This is a genomic window from Sphingosinicella sp., from assembly GCF_052387495.1.
Taxonomy (GTDB): Bacteria; Pseudomonadota; Alphaproteobacteria; order Sphingomonadales; family Sphingomonadaceae; genus Allosphingosinicella.
In genome coordinates, this window is record NZ_JBQTJC010000024.1 from 20,120 (window position 1) to 40,389 (window position 20,270).

Annotated in this window: 24 protein-coding genes; 17 read left to right on the forward strand and 7 right to left on the reverse strand. The window is 68.4% G+C overall.

What is annotated here, in order from left to right; genetic code table 11:
* Nucleotides 1–11 precede the first annotated feature (11 nt).
* The 7 genes from ACT4N8_RS01755 (at nucleotide 12) to ACT4N8_RS01785 (ending at nucleotide 4,265) form a co-directional block, all read left to right on the forward strand.
* On the forward strand, nucleotides 12–806 hold the full coding sequence (locus tag ACT4N8_RS01755) for a hypothetical protein (RefSeq protein WP_444856418.1): 795 nt from the start codon (nucleotides 12–14) through the stop codon (nucleotides 804–806).
* Nucleotides 803–1,018 carry a helix-turn-helix transcriptional regulator gene (locus tag ACT4N8_RS01760; protein ID WP_444856419.1) on the forward strand — a complete coding sequence of 72 codons (216 nt, stop codon included), beginning with the start codon at nucleotides 803–805 and terminating at the stop codon, nucleotides 1,016–1,018. Before ACT4N8_RS01755 ends, ACT4N8_RS01760 begins: the two co-directional genes overlap by 4 nt.
* A gap of 63 nt (nucleotides 1,019–1,081) precedes the next feature.
* Entirely contained in the window at nucleotides 1,082–2,041 is a 960-nt protein-coding gene (locus ACT4N8_RS01765) for a TraB/GumN family protein (protein WP_444856420.1), read from the forward strand.
* 117 nt (nucleotides 2,042–2,158) lie between these two features.
* A complete protein-coding gene (locus tag ACT4N8_RS01770; protein ID WP_444856421.1) occupies nucleotides 2,159–2,848 on the forward strand; it encodes a 50S ribosomal protein L25/general stress protein Ctc in 690 nt (229 codons plus the stop codon).
* Nucleotides 2,849–2,957: 109 nt separating this feature from the next.
* Nucleotides 2,958–3,533, forward strand: coding sequence for an aminoacyl-tRNA hydrolase (gene pth / locus ACT4N8_RS01775; RefSeq protein ID WP_444856441.1), 576 nt, complete (start codon nucleotides 2,958–2,960; stop codon nucleotides 3,531–3,533).
* Nucleotides 3,530–3,868 carry a TraR/DksA family transcriptional regulator gene (locus ACT4N8_RS01780; RefSeq protein ID WP_444856422.1) on the forward strand — a complete coding sequence of 113 codons (339 nt, stop codon included), beginning with the start codon at nucleotides 3,530–3,532 and terminating at the stop codon, nucleotides 3,866–3,868. The genes pth and ACT4N8_RS01780 overlap by 4 nt, the downstream gene beginning before the upstream one ends.
* A gap of 52 nt (nucleotides 3,869–3,920) precedes the next feature.
* A complete protein-coding gene (locus tag ACT4N8_RS01785; RefSeq protein WP_444856423.1) occupies nucleotides 3,921–4,265 on the forward strand; it encodes a DUF4087 domain-containing protein in 345 nt (114 codons plus the stop codon).
* A 93-nt stretch (nucleotides 4,266–4,358) separates the two neighbouring features.
* Here the strand turns inward: ACT4N8_RS01785 and ACT4N8_RS01790 are convergent, their stop codons facing one another.
* The gene (locus ACT4N8_RS01790) at nucleotides 4,359–6,782 is read right to left on the reverse strand and encodes a zinc-dependent metalloprotease (RefSeq protein ID WP_444856424.1); all 2,424 of its coding nucleotides are present in this window, start codon (nucleotides 6,780–6,782) and stop codon (nucleotides 4,359–4,361) included.
* A 199-nt stretch (nucleotides 6,783–6,981) separates the two neighbouring features.
* Here ACT4N8_RS01790 and ychF point away from each other — a divergent pair, with 199 nt between their 5' ends.
* The 3 genes from ychF (at nucleotide 6,982) to ACT4N8_RS01805 (ending at nucleotide 10,268) form a co-directional block, all read left to right on the forward strand.
* Complete coding sequence (gene ychF, locus ACT4N8_RS01795) at nucleotides 6,982–8,082, forward strand: redox-regulated ATPase YchF (protein WP_444856425.1); 1,101 nt, start codon at nucleotides 6,982–6,984, stop codon at nucleotides 8,080–8,082.
* Between the two features lie 101 nt (nucleotides 8,083–8,183).
* Nucleotides 8,184–9,719, forward strand: coding sequence for an alkaline phosphatase D family protein (locus tag ACT4N8_RS01800; protein ID WP_444856426.1), 1,536 nt, complete (start codon nucleotides 8,184–8,186; stop codon nucleotides 9,717–9,719).
* Nucleotides 9,720–9,818: 99 nt separating this feature from the next.
* Nucleotides 9,819–10,268 (forward strand): MaoC family dehydratase, encoded by a 450-nt coding sequence (locus ACT4N8_RS01805; protein ID WP_444856427.1) that lies wholly within the window; start codon nucleotides 9,819–9,821, stop codon nucleotides 10,266–10,268.
* Between the two features lie 125 nt (nucleotides 10,269–10,393).
* Here ACT4N8_RS01805 and ACT4N8_RS01810 read toward each other — a convergent pair whose 3' ends face one another.
* The 3 genes from ACT4N8_RS01810 to petA are packed head-to-tail and all read right to left on the reverse strand — an operon-like array spanning nucleotide 10,394 to nucleotide 13,193.
* Nucleotides 10,394–11,311: a cytochrome c1 gene (locus tag ACT4N8_RS01810; protein WP_444856428.1), complete on the reverse strand. Its 918-nt coding sequence runs from the start codon at nucleotides 11,309–11,311 to the stop codon at nucleotides 10,394–10,396.
* A gap of 16 nt (nucleotides 11,312–11,327) precedes the next feature.
* Nucleotides 11,328–12,623: a cytochrome b gene (locus ACT4N8_RS01815; RefSeq protein ID WP_444856429.1), complete on the reverse strand. Its 1,296-nt coding sequence runs from the start codon at nucleotides 12,621–12,623 to the stop codon at nucleotides 11,328–11,330.
* A 12-nt stretch (nucleotides 12,624–12,635) separates the two neighbouring features.
* A complete protein-coding gene (petA, locus tag ACT4N8_RS01820; protein ID WP_444856430.1) occupies nucleotides 12,636–13,193 on the reverse strand; it encodes a ubiquinol-cytochrome c reductase iron-sulfur subunit in 558 nt (185 codons plus the stop codon).
* 253 nt (nucleotides 13,194–13,446) lie between these two features.
* Here petA and ACT4N8_RS01825 point away from each other — a divergent pair, with 253 nt between their 5' ends.
* Genes ACT4N8_RS01825 through ACT4N8_RS01835 form a run of 3 tightly spaced genes read left to right on the forward strand, consistent with a single transcriptional unit; the run spans nucleotide 13,447 to nucleotide 15,331 of the window.
* Nucleotides 13,447–13,896: a tRNA (cytidine(34)-2'-O)-methyltransferase gene (locus ACT4N8_RS01825; RefSeq protein WP_444856431.1), complete on the forward strand. Its 450-nt coding sequence runs from the start codon at nucleotides 13,447–13,449 to the stop codon at nucleotides 13,894–13,896.
* The gene (gene hemF / locus ACT4N8_RS01830; protein WP_444856432.1) at nucleotides 13,893–14,756 is read left to right on the forward strand and encodes an oxygen-dependent coproporphyrinogen oxidase; all 864 of its coding nucleotides are present in this window, start codon (nucleotides 13,893–13,895) and stop codon (nucleotides 14,754–14,756) included. Before ACT4N8_RS01825 ends, hemF begins: the two co-directional genes overlap by 4 nt.
* Nucleotides 14,753–15,331, forward strand: coding sequence for a GNAT family N-acetyltransferase (locus tag ACT4N8_RS01835; RefSeq protein ID WP_444856433.1), 579 nt, complete (start codon nucleotides 14,753–14,755; stop codon nucleotides 15,329–15,331). Before hemF ends, ACT4N8_RS01835 begins: the two co-directional genes overlap by 4 nt.
* Here ACT4N8_RS01835 and ACT4N8_RS01840 read toward each other — a convergent pair.
* Together ACT4N8_RS01840 and ACT4N8_RS01845 are read right to left on the reverse strand one after the other, a co-directional pair.
* Nucleotides 15,328–16,314: a hypothetical protein gene (locus ACT4N8_RS01840; protein ID WP_444856434.1), complete on the reverse strand. Its 987-nt coding sequence runs from the start codon at nucleotides 16,312–16,314 to the stop codon at nucleotides 15,328–15,330. The two genes, ACT4N8_RS01835 and ACT4N8_RS01840, sit on opposite strands and share 4 nt — an antisense overlap.
* Before the next feature lie 100 nt (nucleotides 16,315–16,414).
* On the reverse strand, nucleotides 16,415–17,233 hold the full coding sequence (locus ACT4N8_RS01845) for a glycerophosphoryl diester phosphodiesterase membrane domain-containing protein (RefSeq protein ID WP_444856435.1): 819 nt from the start codon (nucleotides 17,231–17,233) through the stop codon (nucleotides 16,415–16,417).
* Between the two features lie 40 nt (nucleotides 17,234–17,273).
* On the opposite strand from ACT4N8_RS01845, the gene lipB reads away from it, so the two are divergent.
* From lipB to ACT4N8_RS01865, 4 genes are all read left to right on the forward strand, one after another.
* Nucleotides 17,274–17,978 carry a lipoyl(octanoyl) transferase LipB gene (gene lipB, locus ACT4N8_RS01850; RefSeq protein WP_444856436.1) on the forward strand — a complete coding sequence of 235 codons (705 nt, stop codon included), beginning with the start codon at nucleotides 17,274–17,276 and terminating at the stop codon, nucleotides 17,976–17,978.
* A gap of 86 nt (nucleotides 17,979–18,064) precedes the next feature.
* Entirely contained in the window at nucleotides 18,065–18,316 is a 252-nt protein-coding gene (locus tag ACT4N8_RS01855; protein WP_444856437.1) for a hypothetical protein, read from the forward strand.
* Nucleotides 18,317–18,425: 109 nt separating this feature from the next.
* Nucleotides 18,426–18,695: a hypothetical protein gene (locus ACT4N8_RS01860; RefSeq protein ID WP_444856438.1), complete on the forward strand. Its 270-nt coding sequence runs from the start codon at nucleotides 18,426–18,428 to the stop codon at nucleotides 18,693–18,695.
* A 121-nt stretch (nucleotides 18,696–18,816) separates the two neighbouring features.
* Nucleotides 18,817–19,479, forward strand: coding sequence for a hypothetical protein (locus ACT4N8_RS01865; RefSeq protein WP_444856439.1), 663 nt, complete (start codon nucleotides 18,817–18,819; stop codon nucleotides 19,477–19,479).
* On the opposite strand, the gene queC is transcribed toward ACT4N8_RS01865, so the two are convergent.
* Nucleotides 19,476–20,162, reverse strand: coding sequence for a 7-cyano-7-deazaguanine synthase QueC (gene queC, locus ACT4N8_RS01870; RefSeq protein WP_444856440.1), 687 nt, complete (start codon nucleotides 20,160–20,162; stop codon nucleotides 19,476–19,478). The two genes, ACT4N8_RS01865 and queC, sit on opposite strands and share 4 nt — an antisense overlap.
* Nucleotides 20,163–20,270 lie beyond the last annotated feature (108 nt).

Below are 20,270 nucleotides of genomic sequence, written 5' to 3' on the forward strand. Positions count from 1 at the left end.
CGGAGGGGCGGATGAGCGAGGACGTGAAAGCCGGCAACCCGGTATGGCGCTGGCTGCGCTCGGTGGGCGCGCAGATCGTCGACGCCTGGCGCCGCGGCGTCTCGCTCGCCTGGCTGGCGCCGGCGATCTTCGCCCTGATCGTGCTCCCCGAATTCGCCCAGCATGTCTGGGAAATCCGGATCGGGCTGCACGACGCAAACCCGGTCATGCCGACCGACGCGGAGGCGTCGATCTTCTGGCTGTTCGCTTATGCCAAGGTGACCGGGCTGGTGCTCGGCATGCTCCTCGCGTTCCGCTTCTGGATGCAGGGGGCGAGCCTGGCCCGCTCGGTCCGCTTCCGGACGGTCGACTTCATCCGCATCGCGATCGGCCTCGCCGTCTTCGCATTGCTCGACTACGGGACCCGCAACGGCCAGGCGGCGTTCGAGGCGCTCGGGCTGAGCCGCGAGGCCGCGGCGCCGGCGGACATCTTCTCCGACACCCTGCTGTTCGTGCCGCAGGTGCTGATCCTGCCCTGGTTCCTCGCCGCTCTCGGCAGCGAGGACGGGATGACGCTCGGCCGCTCGGCCCGGGCCGGGGTGCGCGGTTTCGCCCGCCTGGTCATCGTCACAGTCACTGCCGTCGGGCCGCCGATGCTCGTCCATCTCTGGCTGCACGAGCTGGCGCGCGGCGCCGCGCCCGCGCCGCTCTGGGCCCTGATGAGCGTCGACAGCCTCGTCGTCGGCTTGCTCGGCACGCTGGCCGGGAGCGCCTTCTACGTCTTCTACCGCCAGGCGGCGGACGCGAATCCGGCGCGCGCGGCATGAAGAACCGGCTCAAGGTCCTGCGCGCCGAGCGCGACTGGAGCCAGGCCGAACTCGCCGGCCGGCTCGGCGTCTCGCGCCAGGCGGTGAACGCGATCGAGACCGGCAAGCACGATCCGTCGCTGCCCCTCGCCTTCCGGCTGGCGCGGCTGTTCGGGATCAGCATCGAGGAGATTTTCGAGGACGAACGAAATGCCGAGCAGTGGCGCGTCTGAATCCCGGCGCTTCCATTCTTTATCCTTGCCGCTAAAGGACTTACCGAATCAGGGAGATTCGACATGAAGAAGCTGCTGCTCGCGGCGCTGCTGGCCTTCGCGCCCGCGCCCGCTTTCGCCCAGGAGGCCGCGCCGGCCCAGCCGCCCGCCGCCGCCCCGGCGCAAGCGCCCGCCGCTGCCCTTCCCGACGCCGATCCGGCGCTCTGGGTGGTGCGCGACGAGGACACCACCATCTATCTGTTCGGCACCTTCCACCTGCTCGACGGGCGGCCCTGGTTCAACGACGAGGTCCGCACCGCCTTCGACGCCTCGAACGAGCTGGTCGTCGAGGTGATGCTGCCGGAAGACCCGGCCGCGCAACAGGCGCTGATGCAGCCGCTGCTGATGCGTCTCGCGATCGATCCGCAGGGCCGCACCGTCTCCTCGCGGCTGACGCCCGAGCAGAATGCGCGACTCAACCAGGCGCTCGCCACGCTCGGAGTCCCGGCCGGCGCGCTCGACCGGTTCGAGCCCTGGTTCGTTTCGCTGACCCTCGCCCAGGTGGCGGCGCGCCAGCTCAACCTCAACGCCGCCAACGGGCCCGAGGCGGTGCTCCGCCGCGCGGCGACCGAGCGCAACATGACTCAGGGCGAGCTCGAGACAATGGAGTCTCAGCTGATGATTTTCGACACGCTCTCCGAGGAAGATCAGCTGCGGACGCTGCGGGCGGCGCTCGACGATCTGGAGGAGCTCAGCCGCATGCTCGCGCCGATGCTCGAGGCCTGGTCGACCGGCAATGTCGACCGGCTGAGCGCGATGCTGACCGACGGCCTGGCCGAGGACCGGACGCTCTACGACGCCCTCTTCACCCACCGCAACGCCCGCTGGGGCGAGTTGTTCGCCTGGCGGATGGCGCGGCCCGGCACCTTGTTCATGGCGGTCGGCGCCGGTCATCTCGGGGGCCCCAACAGCGTCCAGGACGCGCTCCAGGGCCGCGGCATCCGCGCCGAGCGCGTCCCCCATGTCGAGGCGCCGGCGTCCTAGACGTGCCCTGACTTGCGCGAAGGAGCAGCGTCACCTATAGGCCGCCCCTTCCCCGCTCATGGTCATCCCTGGAGGCGTGAGCGGGAGCGTTTGAAACCCGCATTTTGGAGACAAGCAATGAGCGAGCAGCTTACGCTGTCGGCCGAGACGCGCGAACGGGCTGGCAAGGGAGCCTCCCGTGCCCTGCGTCGCGAAGGCCGCGTTCCCGCCGTCGTCTACGGCAACAAGGAAGCCCCCCTCTCGATCCATATCGAGGAAAAGGCGCTGATGAAGATCCTGCATACCGGGCACTTCATGAACTCGGTGGTGATGATCGATGCCGGCGGCGCGGCCGTGCGCACTTTGCCCAAGGACGTCCAGTTCAACGTCGTCACCGACCGGCCGGTCCATGTCGATTTCCTGCGCATCAGCGAGCATGCGCAGGTGACCGTCGGCGTCCCGATCCGCTTCGTCAACGAGGAGGCCTCGAAGGGCCTGAAGCGCGGCGGCGTGCTCAACATGGTCCGCCACGAGCTCGAGCTGGTCTGCGACGCCGCCGAGATTCCGGAGGACGTCGTCATCGACCTCGCCGGCCTCGACATCGGCGATTCGATCCATATCAGCCACGTCACCTTGCCCGAGGGCGCGGTGTCGGCGATCACCGACCGCGACTTTACCATCGCCACCATCGTCGCCCCGTCCGGCGTCAAGTCGGAAGCCGCCGAAGCGGCGGCCGCCGCGGCCGAGGCCGAAGGCGAGGAGCCCGGCGCGGACGAGGTTCCGACCGTCGGCGACGCCGAGGCCGAAGAAGGCGCCTCGGAAGAATAGGCCGAACGTGCTCCGCTGGCTGGCCTCGCTCTTCGCGCCCCGGCGCGTCGAGCTGCACGGCCAGCCGGCGGATGCACCCGAGGCGGCGGACTGGGGGAGCGACGCGCCCGTGCAGATCTGGGTCGGCCTCGGCAATCCCGGCACGCAATATGCGATGCACCGGCACAATGTCGGCTTCATGGCCGTCGACGCGATTGCCGCCGTCCACAATTTCGAGCCGCCGAAGAAGGCCTTTTCCGGCTGGGCGCAGGCCGGCCGGATCGGCGGCCAGCGCGTCCTGCTGCTCAAGCCCGCCACCTATATGAACGACAGCGGCCGCGCGGCGCGCGCGGCGATGGATTTCTTCAAGCTGACCCCGGCGGACGTCACCGCCTTCCACGACGAGCTCGATCTCGCCCCGTTCAAGGTCAAGGTGAAGACCGGCGGCGGCACCGCGGGCCATAACGGGCTGCGCTCGCTCGACGCCCATATCGGCCCCGAATTCCGCCGAGTGCGGATCGGGATCGGCCATCCGGGGCACAAGGACAAGGTGACCAAGCACGTCCTCGGCAATTACGCCAAGGCCGAGGCCGAGCCGCTGAGCGACCTCCTCGCCGCGATCGCCGCCGAGGCCGAATGGCTCGCCAAAGGCGACGACGCCCGCTTCATGAGCGACGTGGCACTGCGGCTCCGGAACGACGAATGAGCGCCGTCGACCGCGCGGCGTTGCGCGCACGATTCGAGGCGGATCGGGCCGCCTTGGTCGCCGAGGATGCGAATGCCGCCGCCGATCGCGAGGTGGTCGAGCTCGACCAGCAGAGCGTGGGCCGCCTGTCGCGAATGGACGCGATGCAGGTTCGCGAGATGGCGATGGCTCAGCAGGCCCGCCGCCGCGCCGCGATCGCCCGCATCGACGCCGCGCTTGCGAGGCTCAACACCGACGAATTCGGCTGGTGCCTGCGTTGCGGCGAGGCAATCGCCCCCGCCCGGCTCGACAACGATCCGGCCGTGACCCTCTGTCTCGCTTGCGCCTCCGCCTGAGCGGTCGGCAGCGGAGTGGCGCTTCGGCTCCAACGGAGTTAAAATTGGATCTATGCTGGCTTCGTTCCTCGCCCTCGTCGCGCTTGGCGCCATTCAGAGCCAGCCCGAGCGGCGCTGCGGCTGGCTGCAGAATCCGACTCCGGCGAACTGGTGGCTGGTCGATCGCGACGGCGAGTGGCTGATCGGCGCGCAGGGCGGCTATCAGGCGCCCGGCATGGACAATATGCCCGACATGACGACGCGCGGCTGGGTGCGCACCAACGGCTATTACGGCCATGGCTGCGCCTGCATGACGGTCGAGACCGACCGCCGGACCATGCGCATAACGCGGATCCGCTCGGCGAGCCCGGTGCCGCTGAGCCAGTGCCGGAGAGACCGGCGGTTGCCCCGGCTCTGACCCTAATCGTCATTGCGAGGAGCGCAGCGACGAAGCAATCCATCCTAGGCCGGAACTGGATTGCTTCGCTTCGCTCGCAATGACGGAGATGGGCTATTCCCCGCCGCCGATCGGCATGCCGGGCGGGATTTGGGGGATTCGGCGCTGCTCGGCGAGGGCGGCGGTGAGCGCGGCATTGTCGCCGAGCAGGCGGCCGAGGCCGCGGCTCCATTCGGATTGCGCGCCGCCGCCGCCGGTCGCGGCGAGTTGCCTCTCCAGCCGCGCCAGCCGGTCGGAAAGCGCCAGCGCGACGGTTGGCGAGAGGGCCGGATCGCGCTGGACGCGGGCGATCGCGAGGACGATCGCGGTGCCAACGCGGCGGCGGAGCAATTGCTCGGAGGCATCGCCGCCGGTGCGGGTCGCCTCCGCGATCAGCCGCTCGAAGAGGTCCGCCGGGGTCAGCCAGTCCGAAGCACCTCGGCTCTGGATTTCGAGCCGGTTGAGTCGATCGGGGGCGAGCAGATTGTTGAGCGTGTGCTGTGCGGCGACCTCCGAGGCGATGAGCGGATCGAAGATGTTGGCGCCGGCGGTGCGGAAAATCTCGATCGCCTCCTGCCGGTCGGTGCTGCCTGACCAGCCGGCGGAGAGATAGGGGAGCAGGCCCTCGGGGACGGCGAGCGCCTGCGGCGTCAGCGTCGCGATCAGTGCATCGAGCGCGGCCCGCTGGCGGTCCAGATCGACCACCCGCGCCGCCTCCTGCCCGTCGCCGTTGCGCGAATAGGCGAACTCGACGCCGCCGACGAGCTTCACCGCCGCCTCGACCTGGTAGCGGTGGAGCAGCCAGATCGGCACGAACTTCCGCCTGAGATTGGAAACCGGCTCGCCCGGATAGAGCGCATGGGGGCCGAAGCGGGCCACCGCCGCCTGCCGAACCGCCATCATCCGGGTCAGCTCCGCGACCGGATCGGCAAAATCGTCCCACAAGCTGCCATAAGGCTGCGCCGAGCCGGGCGGGCGGGCCTCGCCGTCGCCGACGAAGCGCAGACCCTCGGCGAGACCGGCGGCCATCCGCCGGTCGCCTTCGGCGTCGCTGTCGGTGCCGTAGAGCCAGTCGACCGCGAACAGGTCCCAGCGGCCAACGCCGACGCCATAAGCGTCGGCGATGCTCGGCACGCCGTTGACGAGGGCGATGCGCGGCGCCGGATAGTCCATCACCGAATAGCGATCCTGCGTCGAGGCGGCGAAATTGTGGGCGAGGCCGAGCGCGTGGCCAACCTCGTGCGCGGCGAGCTGACGGATGCGCGCGAGCGCGGCGCGGACCGGGTCGTCAGGGCCGCCCGTCCCGGTCTGGCCGGCGCCGACCAGCCCTTCGAAGATCAGCATGTCCTGCCGCACCCGGAGCGAGCCGAGCAGCACCTGGCCGCGGATGATCTCGCCGGTGCGCGGGTCCTCGATCACCTGGCCGTAGGACCAGCCCCGGGTGGCGCGGCTGACCCAGTGGACGACGTTGTAGCGGACGTCGAGCGGATCGGCGTCCTCGGGGAGGTACTCGACCCGGAAGGCATCGATATAGCCCGCCCGCTCGAACGCCTCGCGCCACCAGTCGACGCCTTCGTAGAGCGCGGTGCGGATCGGCTCGGGCGCGGCACGGTCGATGTAGAAGACGATCGGCCTCCGCACGCGCGAGCGCGGCGCTCCCGGATCGAGCCGCTCCAGCCGAAAGCGGTTTGCGAGCTCGTAGACGATCGGCGCGCCCAAAGGCTGCGAATAATCCACCACCTGCGTGCCGAAGCTCCCCGCGCGCGGATCGAAGCGGCGCTGGACATAGCCCGGCTCGGGCAGGCGGATCAGCGAATGGCGGACGATGAAGCTGAGGTTGCCGTTGACCGGGGAGATGTTGTTCACTTCGGCGGTCGGCGCGGCGGAGACGAAGGTGAGTCTCCCTTCCAGCTCGACATTCTCCGGGAAGACGCGGACCGCATTGGGATCGGCGACGCTGAGCTCCGGCACCAGCCGAAACTCGCCGCCATTGCCGGCGCGCAGCGCCTGGGCGATTCCGAGATCGTCGCGGGCGATGAAGGAGGCGACGTCGACGAGGAAGCCGCCGTCGGCGGTCTCGGCGGCGACCTCGCCCATCCAGATCGTCGAATAAGCGAAGCTGGTGCGCACCCCCGCCTGCTCGAGCAAGGTCCCGCCCGGCGCGCGGAAGCGGCTGTTCTCGATCTCGGCGGCCACCCGCCGCCCGACTCGGCGGAAGACGAGGATCTTCGAGCCGCTCGCTAGGCCCCGGTCGAGCCCGATCGGCGCCGAGCCGAGCCCGGTCTCGAGCGCCGAGACATAGACGAAGCGCCCCGAAATCCCCTGCGCGTCGGGCGCCGGCAGCGCGAGCAGGATCCGACCCTGCCGCCGGTCGACATGGACGGTGAGCAGGCCGCTCTGCGCACTCGTCCCCTGCAGCACCTGCGCCGGCGGATCGATGGCGAGCGCGGGCGCGGACAGCAGCGCGAGCAGCAGCAGGCAGGCGAGGCGTAGCGACATGAAAATCCCCCTTCGGATTGCGCGGAGACTATGCTGGCAATCGCCAAGCGCAACGGCTAACGGAGCGGCCTTCAATCCTCCCCTGCTTTTGCAGGGGAGGGGGACCGTCCACAGGACGGTGGAGGGGTCCCCTCCACCAGGCTGCGCCTAGTCCCCCTCCCCCGGAAATCCGGGGGAGGAATTTTGTTGAGGTCTTCGAATGGGCTTTCGTTGCGGAATTGTCGGGCTGCCGAATGTCGGCAAATCCACCTTGTTCAACGCGCTGACCGAGACGGCGGCGGCGCAGGCGGCCAACTATCCCTTCTGCACGATCGAGCCCAATGTCGGCCGGGTCGCCGTGCCCGATCCGCGGCTCGACCGGATTCGCGAGATCGCAGGCTCCGCGCAGGAGATCGAGACGCAATTGGAGTTCGTCGACATCGCCGGCCTGGTGCGCGGCGCCTCGACCGGCGAGGGGCTCGGCAATCAGTTCCTCGGCAACATCCGCGAGGTCGATGCGATCGTCCATGTCCTCAGGTGCTTCGAGGGTGGCGACGTCACCCATGTCGAGGGCCGGGTCGATCCGGTCGCCGATGCGGAAACGGTCGAGACCGAGCTGATGCTTGCCGACCTCGAAAGCCTCGAGAAGCGCGTCCCCAATCTCCTCAAGAAGGCGCAGCAGGGCGACAAGGAGGCGAAGGTCCAGGCCTCCGTCCTCGGCCAGGCGCTGGACCTGCTGCGCGCCTCGAAGCCCGCGCGGCTGACCCAGCCGAAGGACCATGAGGAGAAGCTGGCGCTGGAGCGCGCGCAGCTGCTGACCGCCAAGCCGATCCTCTACGTCTGCAACGTCGACGAGGGCGACGCCGCGAGCGGCAACGCGCACAGCGCGCGGGTCTTCGAGAAGGCCGCCGCCGAAGGGGCCGGAGCGGTGGTCATCTCCGCGGCGATCGAGGCCGAGATCGCGACCATGGACCCGGCCGACCGCCCCGAATTCCTCGCCGATCTCGGCCTCACGGAGACCGGCCTCGCCCAGGTGATCCGCGCCGGATACGACCTCCTCCACCTCATCACCTTCTTCACCGCGGGGCCGAAGGAAGCGCGCGCCTGGACGGTCGAGAAAGGCGCGAAGGCGCCGCAAGCGGCGGGCGTGATCCACACCGATTTCGAGCGCGGCTTCATCCGCGCCGAGACCATCGCCTATGAGGATTTCGTCGCGTGCGGCGGCGAGGCGGGCGCCAAGGAGGCAGGCAGGATGCGCGCCGAGGGCAAGGACTATGTCGTCCAGGACGGCGACGTGCTGCTGTTCCGCTTCAACGTTTGACAAGGATCGTCACCCCGGCGAAGGCCGGGGTCTCGGTGTGAAGCGCCGAGACGTCTTGTGCCGAGATCCCGGCCTTCGCCGGGATGACGTGGGAGGCCACCATGCTCACGCGCCGCCACTTCATCGCCGGGGCCGCCGCGACGTTCGCGGCGCCCGCCATCATCCGGGCGCAGACGGTTTTCCGCGCTTACCCGTTCAGCCTCGGGGTCGCTTCGGGCGACCCCTCGCCCGACGGCTTTGTGATCTGGACCCGGCTCGCGCCGCAGCCGCTGGAGCAGCATGGCGGGATGGCGATGGCGCCGATGGAGGTGAGCTGGGAGGTCGCCGACGACGAGGCTTTCCGCAACCGCGTCGCGCAGGGCCAGGCGGTGGCGCGGCCCGAGCTCGGCCACAGCATCCATGTCGAGGTCGCGGGGCTCCAGCCCGACCGGCCCTATTGGTACCGCTTCCAAGTGCCGGGCGAGCGCAGCATCCACGGCCGCGCCCGCACCCTGCCTCTCGCCGCGAGCAGCCCGGAGCGGCTGAGCTTCGGCGTCTGCGGCTGCCAGAGCTATCCCGACGGCTATTACACCGCCCACCGCCACCTCGCCGAGGAGGAGCTCGCCTTCGTCTATCATTATGGCGACTATATCTACGAATATCGCGGCGGGCCGACCCGGCGGGGCCGCGCCGGCGAGCTGATCGTCGCCGTGCGCGAGGTCGCCGGCGACACCCTCTACAGCCTCGACGATTATCGGCGGCGCTACGCCCAGTACAAGGCCGATCCGGACCTCCAGCGCGCCCATGCCACCCACGCCTTCTTCCACTCGTTCGACGACCATGAGATCGCCGACAATTGGACGCAGGACACGGACTGGGACGAGATTCCGCCCGAAATCTTCCGCCTGCGCCGCGCCGCCGCGCTCCAGGCCTGGTACGAGCATATGCCGGTGCGCCGCGCGCTGATGCCGCGCAACGGCGAGGTCCGCATGCACCGCGCCGTGCGGGTCGGGAATCTCGCCGAGATCGATATCCTCGACACCCGCCAATATCGCTCCAACCAGCCCTGCCGCGACGGCTTCACCCCGGTCTGCCAAGAGATCGAGGCGGCGAACGCGACCATATTGGGCGCCGAGCAGGAGGCGTGGCTCGCGCGCAACCTTCAGCGCAACCAGGCGCGGTGGAACTGCCTCGCCCAGCAGATCATGATGATGTCCATCGACCGCAACAATTGGGACGACAGCGGCCGCGTGCTCAACATGGACACCTGGGCCGCTTACGAGACGCCGCGTCGGCGGCTGCTCGCGCGGATGGCCGGACTCAACAATGTCGTCGTGCTGACCGGCGACGAGCACCAGAATTTCGCCGGGCTGCTCCACGACCGCGACCGTGCCGTGGCGGTCGAGTTCGTCGCCACCTCGATCTCCTCCGGCGGCGACGGCTCGGACCGCCGCGAGGGCTCGGAGCGCATCCTCGCCAGCAACCCCCAGATCCGCTTCATCAACGACCAGCGCGGCTACCTCACCTGCGACGTCACGTCCGACGAATGGCGGACCAACTACATGGTGGTGGACCGGGTGAGCACGCCCGGCGGGAGCCTGAGCAAGCGCGCCACCCTCGCCATGGCGCACGGCGAGGTCGCGCTGCGGGAGGTTTAACTCGTCATTCCAGCGAAAGCTGGAATCCCTCTGCCATTAGTTGCAAAGGCGAACTGAGATTCCCGCTTTCGCGGGAATGACGGATTAACGGAGACGCGCGTGATCTATTTCGAGGACCTCGAGGTCGGCAAGGAAAGCTATTTCGGCAGCGTCGAGGTGACGCGCGAGGAGGTGCTGGAGTTCGCGCGCAAATATGATCCGCAGCCCTTCCACCTTTCCGACGAGGCCGCCGCCAAGACCTATTTCGGACGACTCTCGGCGAGCGGCTGGCACACCTGCGCGATGGTGATGGGAGTGATCGCGCGCAAGGTCGTCGCCGAGGAGCAGGCCGGGCTCGGCGCGCCGGGGATCGACGAATTGCGCTGGCTCAAACCCGTCTATCCCGGCGACACGCTCCACGTGCGCGGGCAAATCCTGGAAAAGACGCCGTCCCGCTCGAAGCCCGAAATCGGCTCGTTCCGCACCAGGACGACGGTGACCAACCAGGACGATGTCCCGGTGCTCACCTTCACCTCGATCGTGCTGATCCGCCGCCGGCCCGCCGACTGACACCCTTATCGTCATGCTGAACTTGATTCAGCATCCATGAACACCGCCGCGCGCGATGATTCGCATTCCGTGTTCATGGATCTCGGATCAAGTCCGGGATGACTCGGTCGGGTGGCGCCTGAAGCCTAACCCTCGACGCCGGCCTCGCGGCTCGCCGCCTCGCGCTTGGCTATATTCTCCGGATCGAGCGCGCCCGTGATGCGGACCGCGCGCTTCGCGCTCGCCCAGACGTTCTGATAGGCCAGGTAGGCGAGCATGGTGGCGACGGCGAGGAAGATCAGCACCACGATCCCCATGTCGCGCCGCGCGCCCAGATTGGGCTCGGCCGCCCAGGCGAGAAAGGCGGAGACGTCCTCCGCCATCTGCTGGCGGGTCGCGGGCAGATTGCCCGGCGCATAGGTGACCTGGCCGTCGGCGGTGATCGGCGGCGGCATCGCGATGTTCAAATTCGCGAAATAAGGGTTGTAGTGCAGCCCGGTGCCCGGCCGGTTCTCGGCCGGAAGCTCGGCCGGCGGGTCCTGATAGCCGGTGAGCAGCGAGGCGATATAAGGCGCCCCGCCGTGGCGGGCTTTGGTGATCAGCGAGAGGTCCGGCGGCAGCGCGTTGTTGTTCGCGGCGCGCGCGGCGACCTCGTTGGCATAAGGCTGCGGGAATCGGTCGGCGGGGATCGCCGGGCGAGTCGCGGGCTCGCCCGTATCGGGGTTCACCGAGGGCACCTGGATCGGCCATTGCGCCGCGATCGCGCGGACCTCGGCCTCGCTGTAGCCGATGCCCTGAAGGTTGCGGAACGCGACCAGGCCGAGGCCGTGGCAGGCGGCGCAGACCTCGCGATAGACCTGGAAACCGCGCTGCAGCTGCTGATTGTCGTAGCGGCCGAAGGGGCCGTCGAACGAGAACGCGATGTCGCGGGCCTCATGATGGAAATCGTGCTCCACCGTGTGCGGCAAGCCCTCCTGCGAGAAGGCGATCACCCCCCAGAGCAGCGACCAGGCGGCGACGCCGACGAAGCCGAGGCCGACCAGAACGCCGAGAATGCGGACCATGTTCTTCTCGTTCCCCTTATTCGGCCGGAGCCGGCTGGACGCCGTAGGGCGCCGCTTCCGCGGCCTCGCCGTGCAGCACGCTTTCCGAGATGGAATTGGGCAGCGGCTTCGTCCGCTCGACCATCGACAGGATCGGCAGGATCATCAGGAAGTGCGCGAAATAGTACATGGTCGCGACCTGGCTGAGCATCACATAGGGCTCCTCCGCCGGCATGCCGCCGCAAAAGGCGAGCACACCCACGTCGACGACCAGAATCCAGAAGAAAATCTTGAACTTCGGTCGGTAGCTCCCGGAGCGCACCGGCGACTTGTCGAGCCAGGGCAGGAAGAAGAGCAGCAGGATCGAGCCGAACATGGCGAGCACGCCCCACAGCTTCGCCGGCAGGATGAAGTCGACCGTGAAGGCGCGCAGGATCGCGTAGAACGGCCAGAAATACCATTCGGGGACGATGTGCGCCGGGGTCGAGAGCGGGTTGGCCGGGATGTAATTGTCGGCGTGGCCGAGATAGTTCGGCATGAAGAAGACGAGGATGGCGAGGAAGATCAGGGCGACGCCCGCGCCGAAGCCGTCCTTCGCGGTGTAATAGGGGTGGAAGGGGACCGTGTCCTGCGGGCTCTTCACGTCGACCCCGGTCGGGTTGCCCGAGCCCGGAATGTGCAGCGCCCAAATGTGGAGGATGACCACGCCCGCGATCACGAAGGGCAGCAGATAGTGGAGCGAGTAGAAACGGGTCAAAGTCGCCTGATCGGGCGCATAGCCGCCGATCAGCCAGGTCTGGATCGGCTCGCCGACCAGGGGAATCGCGCCGAACAGGCCGGTGATCACCTTGGCGCCCCAGAAGCTCATCTGCCCCCAGGGCAGGACATAGCCCATGAAGGCGGTCGCCATCATCAGGAGGAAGATGACGAGCCCCAGCATCCACACCATCTCGCGGGGCGCCTTGTAGGAGCCGTAATAGAGGCCGCGGAAGATGTGCAGATAGGTGACGATGAAGAAGAAGCTCGCGCCGTTGGCGTGGAGATAGCGCAGGAACCAGCCCTGGTTGACGTTGCGCATGATGTGCTCGACCGAGTTGAACGCCCCCGCCGCCGAAGGCTCGTAATGCATGGCGAGGACGATGCCGGTGACGATCTGGATGACCAGAGCGAGTCCGGCGAGGACGCCGAAATTCCAGAAATAATTGAGGTTGCGCGGCAGCGGATAGCCGCCGCCGACCGAACCGTGGACGAGGCGCGGCAAGGGCAGGCGCTCGTCCAGCCAGCGCATGAACGGATGCTTCGGCGCATATTGCTCAGCCCAGGGGAAGCTCATCTTTGTCTAACCTCAGCCGATGCGGACGGTTGTGTCGGTGGTGAACTCATATTCCGGCACTTCGAGATTGGTCGGCGCTGGCCCTTTGCGAACGCGCGCCGCCGTGTCGTAGTGCGAGCCGTGGCAGGGACAGAAATAGCCGCCATATTCGCCCTTGTTCTCGCCCTCCGCCGCGCCCAGCGGCACGCAGCCCAGATGGGTGCAGACGCCGAGCGTGATCAGCCAGTTGGTGTGGCCTTCCCGGGTGCGTTCGGCAAGCGTCTGGGGATCGCGCAGCGAGCCGATGTCGACCGCGTTCGCCGCCTCGATCTCGGCGGGCGTGAGGTTACGGATGAAGATAGGCTGCTTGCGCCAGATCGTCTTGATCGCCTGGCCGGGCTGGATCGCGGAGATGTCCACGTCGATCTGGGCGAGCGCGAGCACGTCCGCCGACGGGTTCATCTGGTTGACCAGAGGATAGAGCAGGGCCGCGCCGCCGACGCCGGCGAAGCTCACCGCGGCGATATTGATGAAGTCGCGGCGGCGCACGCCGTCCGTGACGCTGACCTCGCTGGTTTCGACCGCAGCCATAATGTCCTTCGCACCTGTCTCGCGAACCGGAAAACACGGATACGCCCCCATGCTCCGCCGGTCCCCGGACGGGGCGGCGCGGTTCGGTGGGCCTGATAGCCGCGCCCGGCGCGGTTTGCCAACATGCAATTTGACGCCGCTGTGGCACGGGTGGGCGATCCGTCATTGCGACCCCGGTGCACGCCGGGGAAGCGATTCAGGATTCGGCACGGTCTGGATTGCTTCGTCGCTTCGCTCCTCGCAATGACGGGGAATGCGGCTCGCGCTCTATCAGCCCGATCAGGCGGGGAATGTAGGGACGATCCTGCGGCTCGCGGCGTGCCTCGGCGTGCCGGTCGACGTGATCGAGCCCTGCGGCTTTCCGTGGGGCGATAGGGCGCTGAAGCGCGCCGGGATGGACTATGCCGAGCTCGCCAACGTCACCCGGCATGTCGACTGGGCGCGATTCGAGGCGGCGCTGTCCGGCCGGCTGATCCTCTACTCGACCCACGCGGAAGTGCGGCTGGACGCGGCCCGGTTTGAATCCACGGACGTGCTGCTAATGGGCTCGGAGAGCAAGGGCGTCCCCGATGCCGTGCGCGACCGCGCCGGTCTTCGCGTCCGCATCCCGCACGTTCGGGAGACCCGATCCTTGAATATCGCCGTCGCCGCGGGCATCGCGCTGGCGGAGGCGCTCAGGCAGACGAGGCAATGGCCGGAATGACCGAACTCGACGACCAGCAGCAGGCCGCGCGCGACTGGTTCGAATCGCTGCGGGACCGGATTTGCGCCGAGTTCGAGGCGATCGAGCGCGAGGCGGGCTCGGACGCTGCGTTCGACTATCAGCGCTGGGAGCGCGAGGACCCGGAGGGCGCGCCTGGGGGCGGCGGCGTGCGGGGGCTGATGAAAGGCAAGGTGTTCGAGAAGGTGGGGGTCAACGTCTCCACCGTCGGCGGCCGCTTCTCCGAGGAGTTCGCGCGCACCATCCACGGCGCCGGCGAGGACCCGAGCTTCTTCGCGACGGGGATCAGCCTGGTCGCGCACATGGCCAATCCGCACGTGCCGGCGGTCCATATGAACACCCGCTTCCTTTGCACGACGCGGCGCTGGTTCGGCGGCGGCGCGGATTTGAACCCGCCGATCCCCTATGCGGAGGACACGGCCGATTTCCACGCGCGGCTGCGCGCCGCCTGCGCCGCCCACGACCAGACCTATTACGGCCGCTTCTCGAAATGGGCGGAGGACTATTTCTTCATTCCGCACCGGGGCGTGCACCGGGGCGTGGGCGGCATCTTCTACGACCATCTCGAATGCGCCGCGCCCGGGGAGGGCGCGACGTTCGAGGAGAATTTCGCCTTCACCCGCGACGTCGGCGAGGCGTTTCTCGACGTCTTCCCGAAGCTGGCGCGGCGGCGGATGGCGACGCCCTTCAACGAGGCGGACCGCGCGCGCCAGCTCGAATGGCGCGGCCGCTATGCCGAGTTCAACCTGATCTACGACCGCGGCACATTGTTCGGCCTCAAGACCGGCGGCAATGTCGACGCCATCCTGATGAGCCTCCCCCCGCTGGCGACGTGGGAATGAGCGACGGATTCACGCATCTGCCGGCCGGGCATGTCGGGGCGGTGGTGACGTTCCTGGAAATGACGCAGCGGCCTGCGCTGGCTTCCGTGCCAGAATCGCCGCTGCGGCTGGAGCGCTGGGATGCGGTCGATCCCGAGCGCTACCGCGAGCTCTTCCGACGGGTCGGGGCGAACTGGCTGTGGTATTCGCGGCTCGCGATGGACGACGCGGCGCTCGGCGCGGCGATCGCCGAGGTCCACGCGGTTCGCGATTCGGGCGGCGCGGAAGCGGGCCTGGTCGAGCTCGATTTCAAGACCCCGGGCGCCTGCTTCATCCGCTTTCTCGGCCTCGCCCCGGAGCTCGCGGGCCAGGGCCACGGCCGCTGGCTGTTCGCCGAGACGCTGCGGCTGGTCTGGCGCGAGGACGTCGAGCGGGTCACGGTTCACACCTGCAGCCTCGATCATCCGGCCGCCTTGCCCGCTTATCTCCGCGCCGGCTTCGTCGCGACGGGCCGCGCCTTCGAAAGCTTCCCCGACCCCCGCCTCGCCGGCCACCTCCCGCGCGACGCCGCGCCGCAGGTGCCGCTGATCGGTTAGGCGAAGACCTCGACCGGCGCCCTTTCCCCGGCGAGCTGGCGGTAGATGCCGGCGGGCAGCATCACCGCGAGCAGCGAGAAGCCGAGCCCCATGGCGATGCCGACCATCAACCCGGCGATCCCGGCCGCGGTGGGAGATTCGCCGCCCTGCATCGCCTGCGCGCTCGCCCCGACGGCCGCGGCGAGGGCGATCAGCAGGATGACGCAACCCAATGCGACCAAGGCGAGATAGCCCATCACCTGCCACTGCGCCTCCCAGGTCAGCTCCCACGAGGCGCGCATCGCCGCGAACGGATTGTAGCTCTTGCGGTCGGCCATCACGACGGTCGTGCAGGAGAGGCGCGCGGTCAGCCAGAGCAGCACGACCGCCAGCACCAGCAGCATCACGACGACGAAGCCGCTGCCGCCGACCATCGTCGCGGCGAGCCCGAGGTCGCCGCTCGAGGTGCCGAGCACCATCGCCAGCACGAGCAGCAGCGCCACGCCGGTGCCGATCAGCGCCGCCATGAATGTGTAGAAGATCGCCAGCGCGAGCATGACAGGAAGCAGGGTGAAGAGAATGACGAAGACGACGATGCCCGGCGGGCCCGCCTGCGCAGCCGCCATGCCGGCGGCGAAGAGCAGAAGCGCCGAGGCGACTGCGGCGATCAGCCCGGCGAGGAGGCCGAAGAGAAGCGCGCCGCCGAAGGATTCACGATTTCCGAAGCCCAGCCGCCAGGCGGCGAAATAGGTTGCGGCCTGGAGCACGAACGTCCCCCCGAGCACGATCAAGGCGGCTGCGTCCGCGGCGCTCAGCTCCGCGCCTTCGCCGGCCTCGACCGGCGCCGCGCCCGGGGGTCCGCCGCTGAGCCCGAAGAAGAGCAGTTGCAGCGCGATCGGGATCAGCACGCCGATCCCGACGATCAGGATGAGATTGTGAAGCGGCCGCGCCGCGAAGAAGCGCGCGCCGGCCTGCCAGGCACCGCCCATGCTGAACGAATCCATTATCTGCCCCCTTTTTGAGGACCGCCCTTCGAAGGCGCGCCCTCCCCCGGGCAAGATTGCTGAGTGCGGCCCCTTTTGTCCAGCCGGTAAGCCGCTGATCCTAGGTGAAAACCGCGCTCTTGTCGTCGCCGCCGGCGAGCTGGGCGTAGATCCGCGCGATCAGGGTCAGGAAGATCGCGCTCAGCACCGACTGGATCAGCGCCGAGACGATCATCATCACGATCATCGAGACGCTGCCGGGCTCGGGCGGGCCGGCGGCGAGGAACAGGACGATGCCGATCACCGCCGAGATGGCGAAGGTGACGATCAGCGTGGCGAGGAGCAGCAGCAGGACGAAGCCGAGCAGCTTCCAGAAATAGCCTTGGGTCAGCGCCCAGCTGCGCGAGATGATGCCGATCGGCCCGACATTCTCGGCCGCGGCGACCGGCGTCATCAGCATCAGCCGCACCCAGAAGGCGACGACGACGACCAGGAAGATCAGCATGGCGAGCAGGATCGGGCCGGCCGCCGCCGCGGGAACCGTGCCGCCGCTCAGCACGGTGCCGCCCGCGAGCAGCAGGATGAGCGGGACGAAGATCGCCAGCGCCGCGAGCCCGATCAGCAGCGAGGCGGCGAACAGGATGAGGAAGCGGCTGAGCCCGCGCTGCAGCGCCTCGCCGACCGAGCCGCCCGGGCGCAGCGCGAGCCAGGTGATGGCGATGCTGCCGATCATTCCCGTGGCGACCGCGATCGGAAAGAGCAGCAAGAGAATCGGCGGGAATTCCGGAGTCGCGCCGGGCGCCGGCGTCGGCATGAAAAGCTGGAGCGCGGCGCCGGGCAAGGCGAGGAGCAGGAAGGCGATCGGCAGGATCAGCTGCGCCTCGCGGCCGATAAAGGCCACCGTCTCGTTCCACGCCGTCGTGATCGAAAGCTTCGCCATCGCTTTTCCTCCGCTGTTGCGGCGACTATGCGCGAGCGCGATGGAGCGCGCAACGCAGAGCCCGGTGGCGACGCCCGCCCGGAACCCGGTCCCGGCCGGGATCGAGTGGCGAGTCTCGCCGGGCCACACCCCCTATCCCGCCGCGCTCGCCGAGATGGAGTCGCGCGCCGCGGCGATTCGCGATGGCGCCGACTCGGAGCTGATCTGGCTGCTCGAACATCCGCCGCTCTACACCGCCGGGACGAGCGCCGATCCGGCCGAATTGTTCAACCCGCAAGGTTTTCCCGTGTTCAAGGCGGGGCGCGGCGGGCGCTACACCTATCATGGACCCGGGCAGCGCGTCGTCTATGTGCTGCTCGATCTCGACCGGCGCGGCCGCGACATCCGCCGATTCGTCCGCGCGCTCGAAGGCTGGGTGATCGACGCGCTGGCCGAGCTCGGCGTGGCGGCGTGGCGCTCGCCGGGGCGGATCGGAATCTGGACCGACCGGGACGGCGCCGAGGCGAAGATCGGGGCGATCGGCGTCCGCGTGCGGCGCTGGGTGACGATGCACGGCTTCGCGCTCAATTCGGCGCCGGAACTTTCCCACTTCTCAGGCATCGTGCCGTGCGGTATTGGCGATGCACCGGTGACCAGCCTCGAGGCGTTGGGCGTGGCCGATGGCCTTGCCCGATTCGATCTGGCGCTGCAGTGCAGGCTTTTGAGATTCCTGTCCTCGCTTGAGGCGGGAGACGGGAAGGGTTGAGAGCCGCTTTCTTTCCGTATAAGAGTGCACCGATTTGGGCAAAAAGGGGGCCTACCCAACCAAATCATCAATCTAGGGAGACTTTAATGCGTAACCTTCTTTCGAAAGCGACCGTTGGTGCGATGATTGCGGGCGCGGCCCTCACCGTCGCGGCTTGCAGCAGCGAGACCACCACCAACACGACCAACGTCACCGATCTCGGCAACACCACGACCATGGACGCCAATGCGATGGACATGGGCATGGACGCCAACATGACGATGGACATGAACGCGATGCCGCCGGCCGACATGAATATGATGCCGCCGGCCGACGCCAACACGTCTAACGGCATGTAAGGCACGCGTCTCACGCGTTTTGGAGAAGGCCGCCGGGCGACCGGCGGCCTTCTTTTTTTCGCCCGGGCCGCTAAGCTCGGGGCGAATCCATTGCAGAGGAGGGAATTCCATGCGCACCATTTCGATCGCGATCCTCGCCGGCGCGGCCCTGCTCGCCGCGGGCTGCGGCAGCCGGGACTCGGCGACGACCAACACCGGCAACGATCTCGGCAGCAACCTTCTGCTCGATCAGCCGATGAACGATGCGAGCGCGATGGAATCGGCCGCGAACGTGACGACTCCGCTGGTGCCCATGGACAATGCGGCGACCGACACGCCCTACGAGCCGCTGCCGCCGGGCGGCAACACCAGCGTCGAAAGCAACGTCACGGGGATGTGAGCCGGACCCGCGCGGCCGGGGCGAGACGTGCCCCGGGCGCGACGGGCGCCGCGCCGGAGGATAGGGGCCGCGCTGCGGGCTTGTTACTGGACGATGACGAAGTGACCGGCGGGAGGGCGCGATGAAGAGCATCTGGAGTTTCGCCCTCAAGGCCGCCGCCTTCGCCGCGGCCGGCGCGCTCGCGCCGCAGGCCGCCTCGGCCCAGCTCTTTCTCTATGAGCCGGTCTTCGCGTCGGGCCCGGTCGAGCCCAGCGATCCGCTGGTCGGCCTGCCGATGCCAGGGGCGACCCCGGCCGAATATCGCGCCCATCTGATCTGGAACCTGCGCTCCGGCCTCAACGTCGCGGCGCTGCAGTGCCAATTCTCGCCCTATCTGCGCGCGGTCGACAATTATAACGGCATCCTCGCCCATCACGGGCGCGAACTCGCCGCCGCCTACAGCTCTCTGGAGGCCTATTTCCGCCGCGTTCACGGCCGCACCGGGCCGCGCCGCTTCGACGATTACTCGACCCAGACCTACAACAATTTCTCGACCTTCCAGGCCCAGCTCGGCTTCTGCCAGACGGCGGCGCGAATCGCGCGCGAGGCGCTGGCCCGGCGCCAGGGCGAGTTCGGCGCGCTCGCCCAGGCGCGGATGCGCGAGCTGCGCGCAAGCCTCACCGTCGCGCACGAGAATTTCTATTTCAATCGCACCCCTGTCCCGCTCTCGCCGATCAACGTCGCCCCGCCCGATTGCTCGCGCCTGCGCGGGCGCGAACGCCGCGAGTGCGAGCGCGCCAACTAGGTCGGCGGGCGCACCGAATAATCGGTCGGATCGGGCAGCCCCGCCTCGGCGAAGCCGCGGGCGCGCAAACGGCAGGAATCGCACAGCCCGCAATGTTTGAGGTCCGGCGTCGGATCGTAGCATGACCAGCTCATCGCCGCGTCGAGCCCGAGCCGCGCCGCTTCCCTGACGATCCCGGCCTTGGTCATCGCGATCAGCGGCGTCCGCACCCGAAAATGCTCGCCCTCCACCCCCGCCTTGGTGGCGAGGTTGGCCATCGCCTCGAACGAGGCGACGAAGGCCGGGCGGCAATCGGGATAGCCCGAATAATCGAGCGCGTTGACGCCGATGAACAATTCGCGCGCGCCCGCGACCTCCGCCCAGCCGAGGCAGAGCGAGAGAAAGATCGTATTGCGCGCCGGGACGTAGGTGACCGGGATGTCGTTGCCGAGCCCATCCTTCGGCACCTCGATATCGGAGGTCAGCGCCGAACCGCCGAAGCGGCTGAGATAGAGCGGCAGCACGATATGCTGCTCGGCGCCGAGGGCCCGCGCGATCGTCGCCGCCGCCTGCAGCTCGACCTTGTGGCGCTGGTTATAGTCGATGGTGAGCGCGAGCAGCCGGTACCCCGCCTCGCGCGCGAGGGCGGCGGTCACCTTCGATTCGAGCCCCCCCGAAAGGAGCTCCACGGCGGCCTGGCTCATGGCGCGACCCTATAGCGGCGACGGGCCGGAAAAAGAACGGGCCGCCCCGAAGGGCGGCCCAGTTCAGGCTTGAAGCCTGCTAGGGAGGAAAGCGTGCCCGCAAAAACT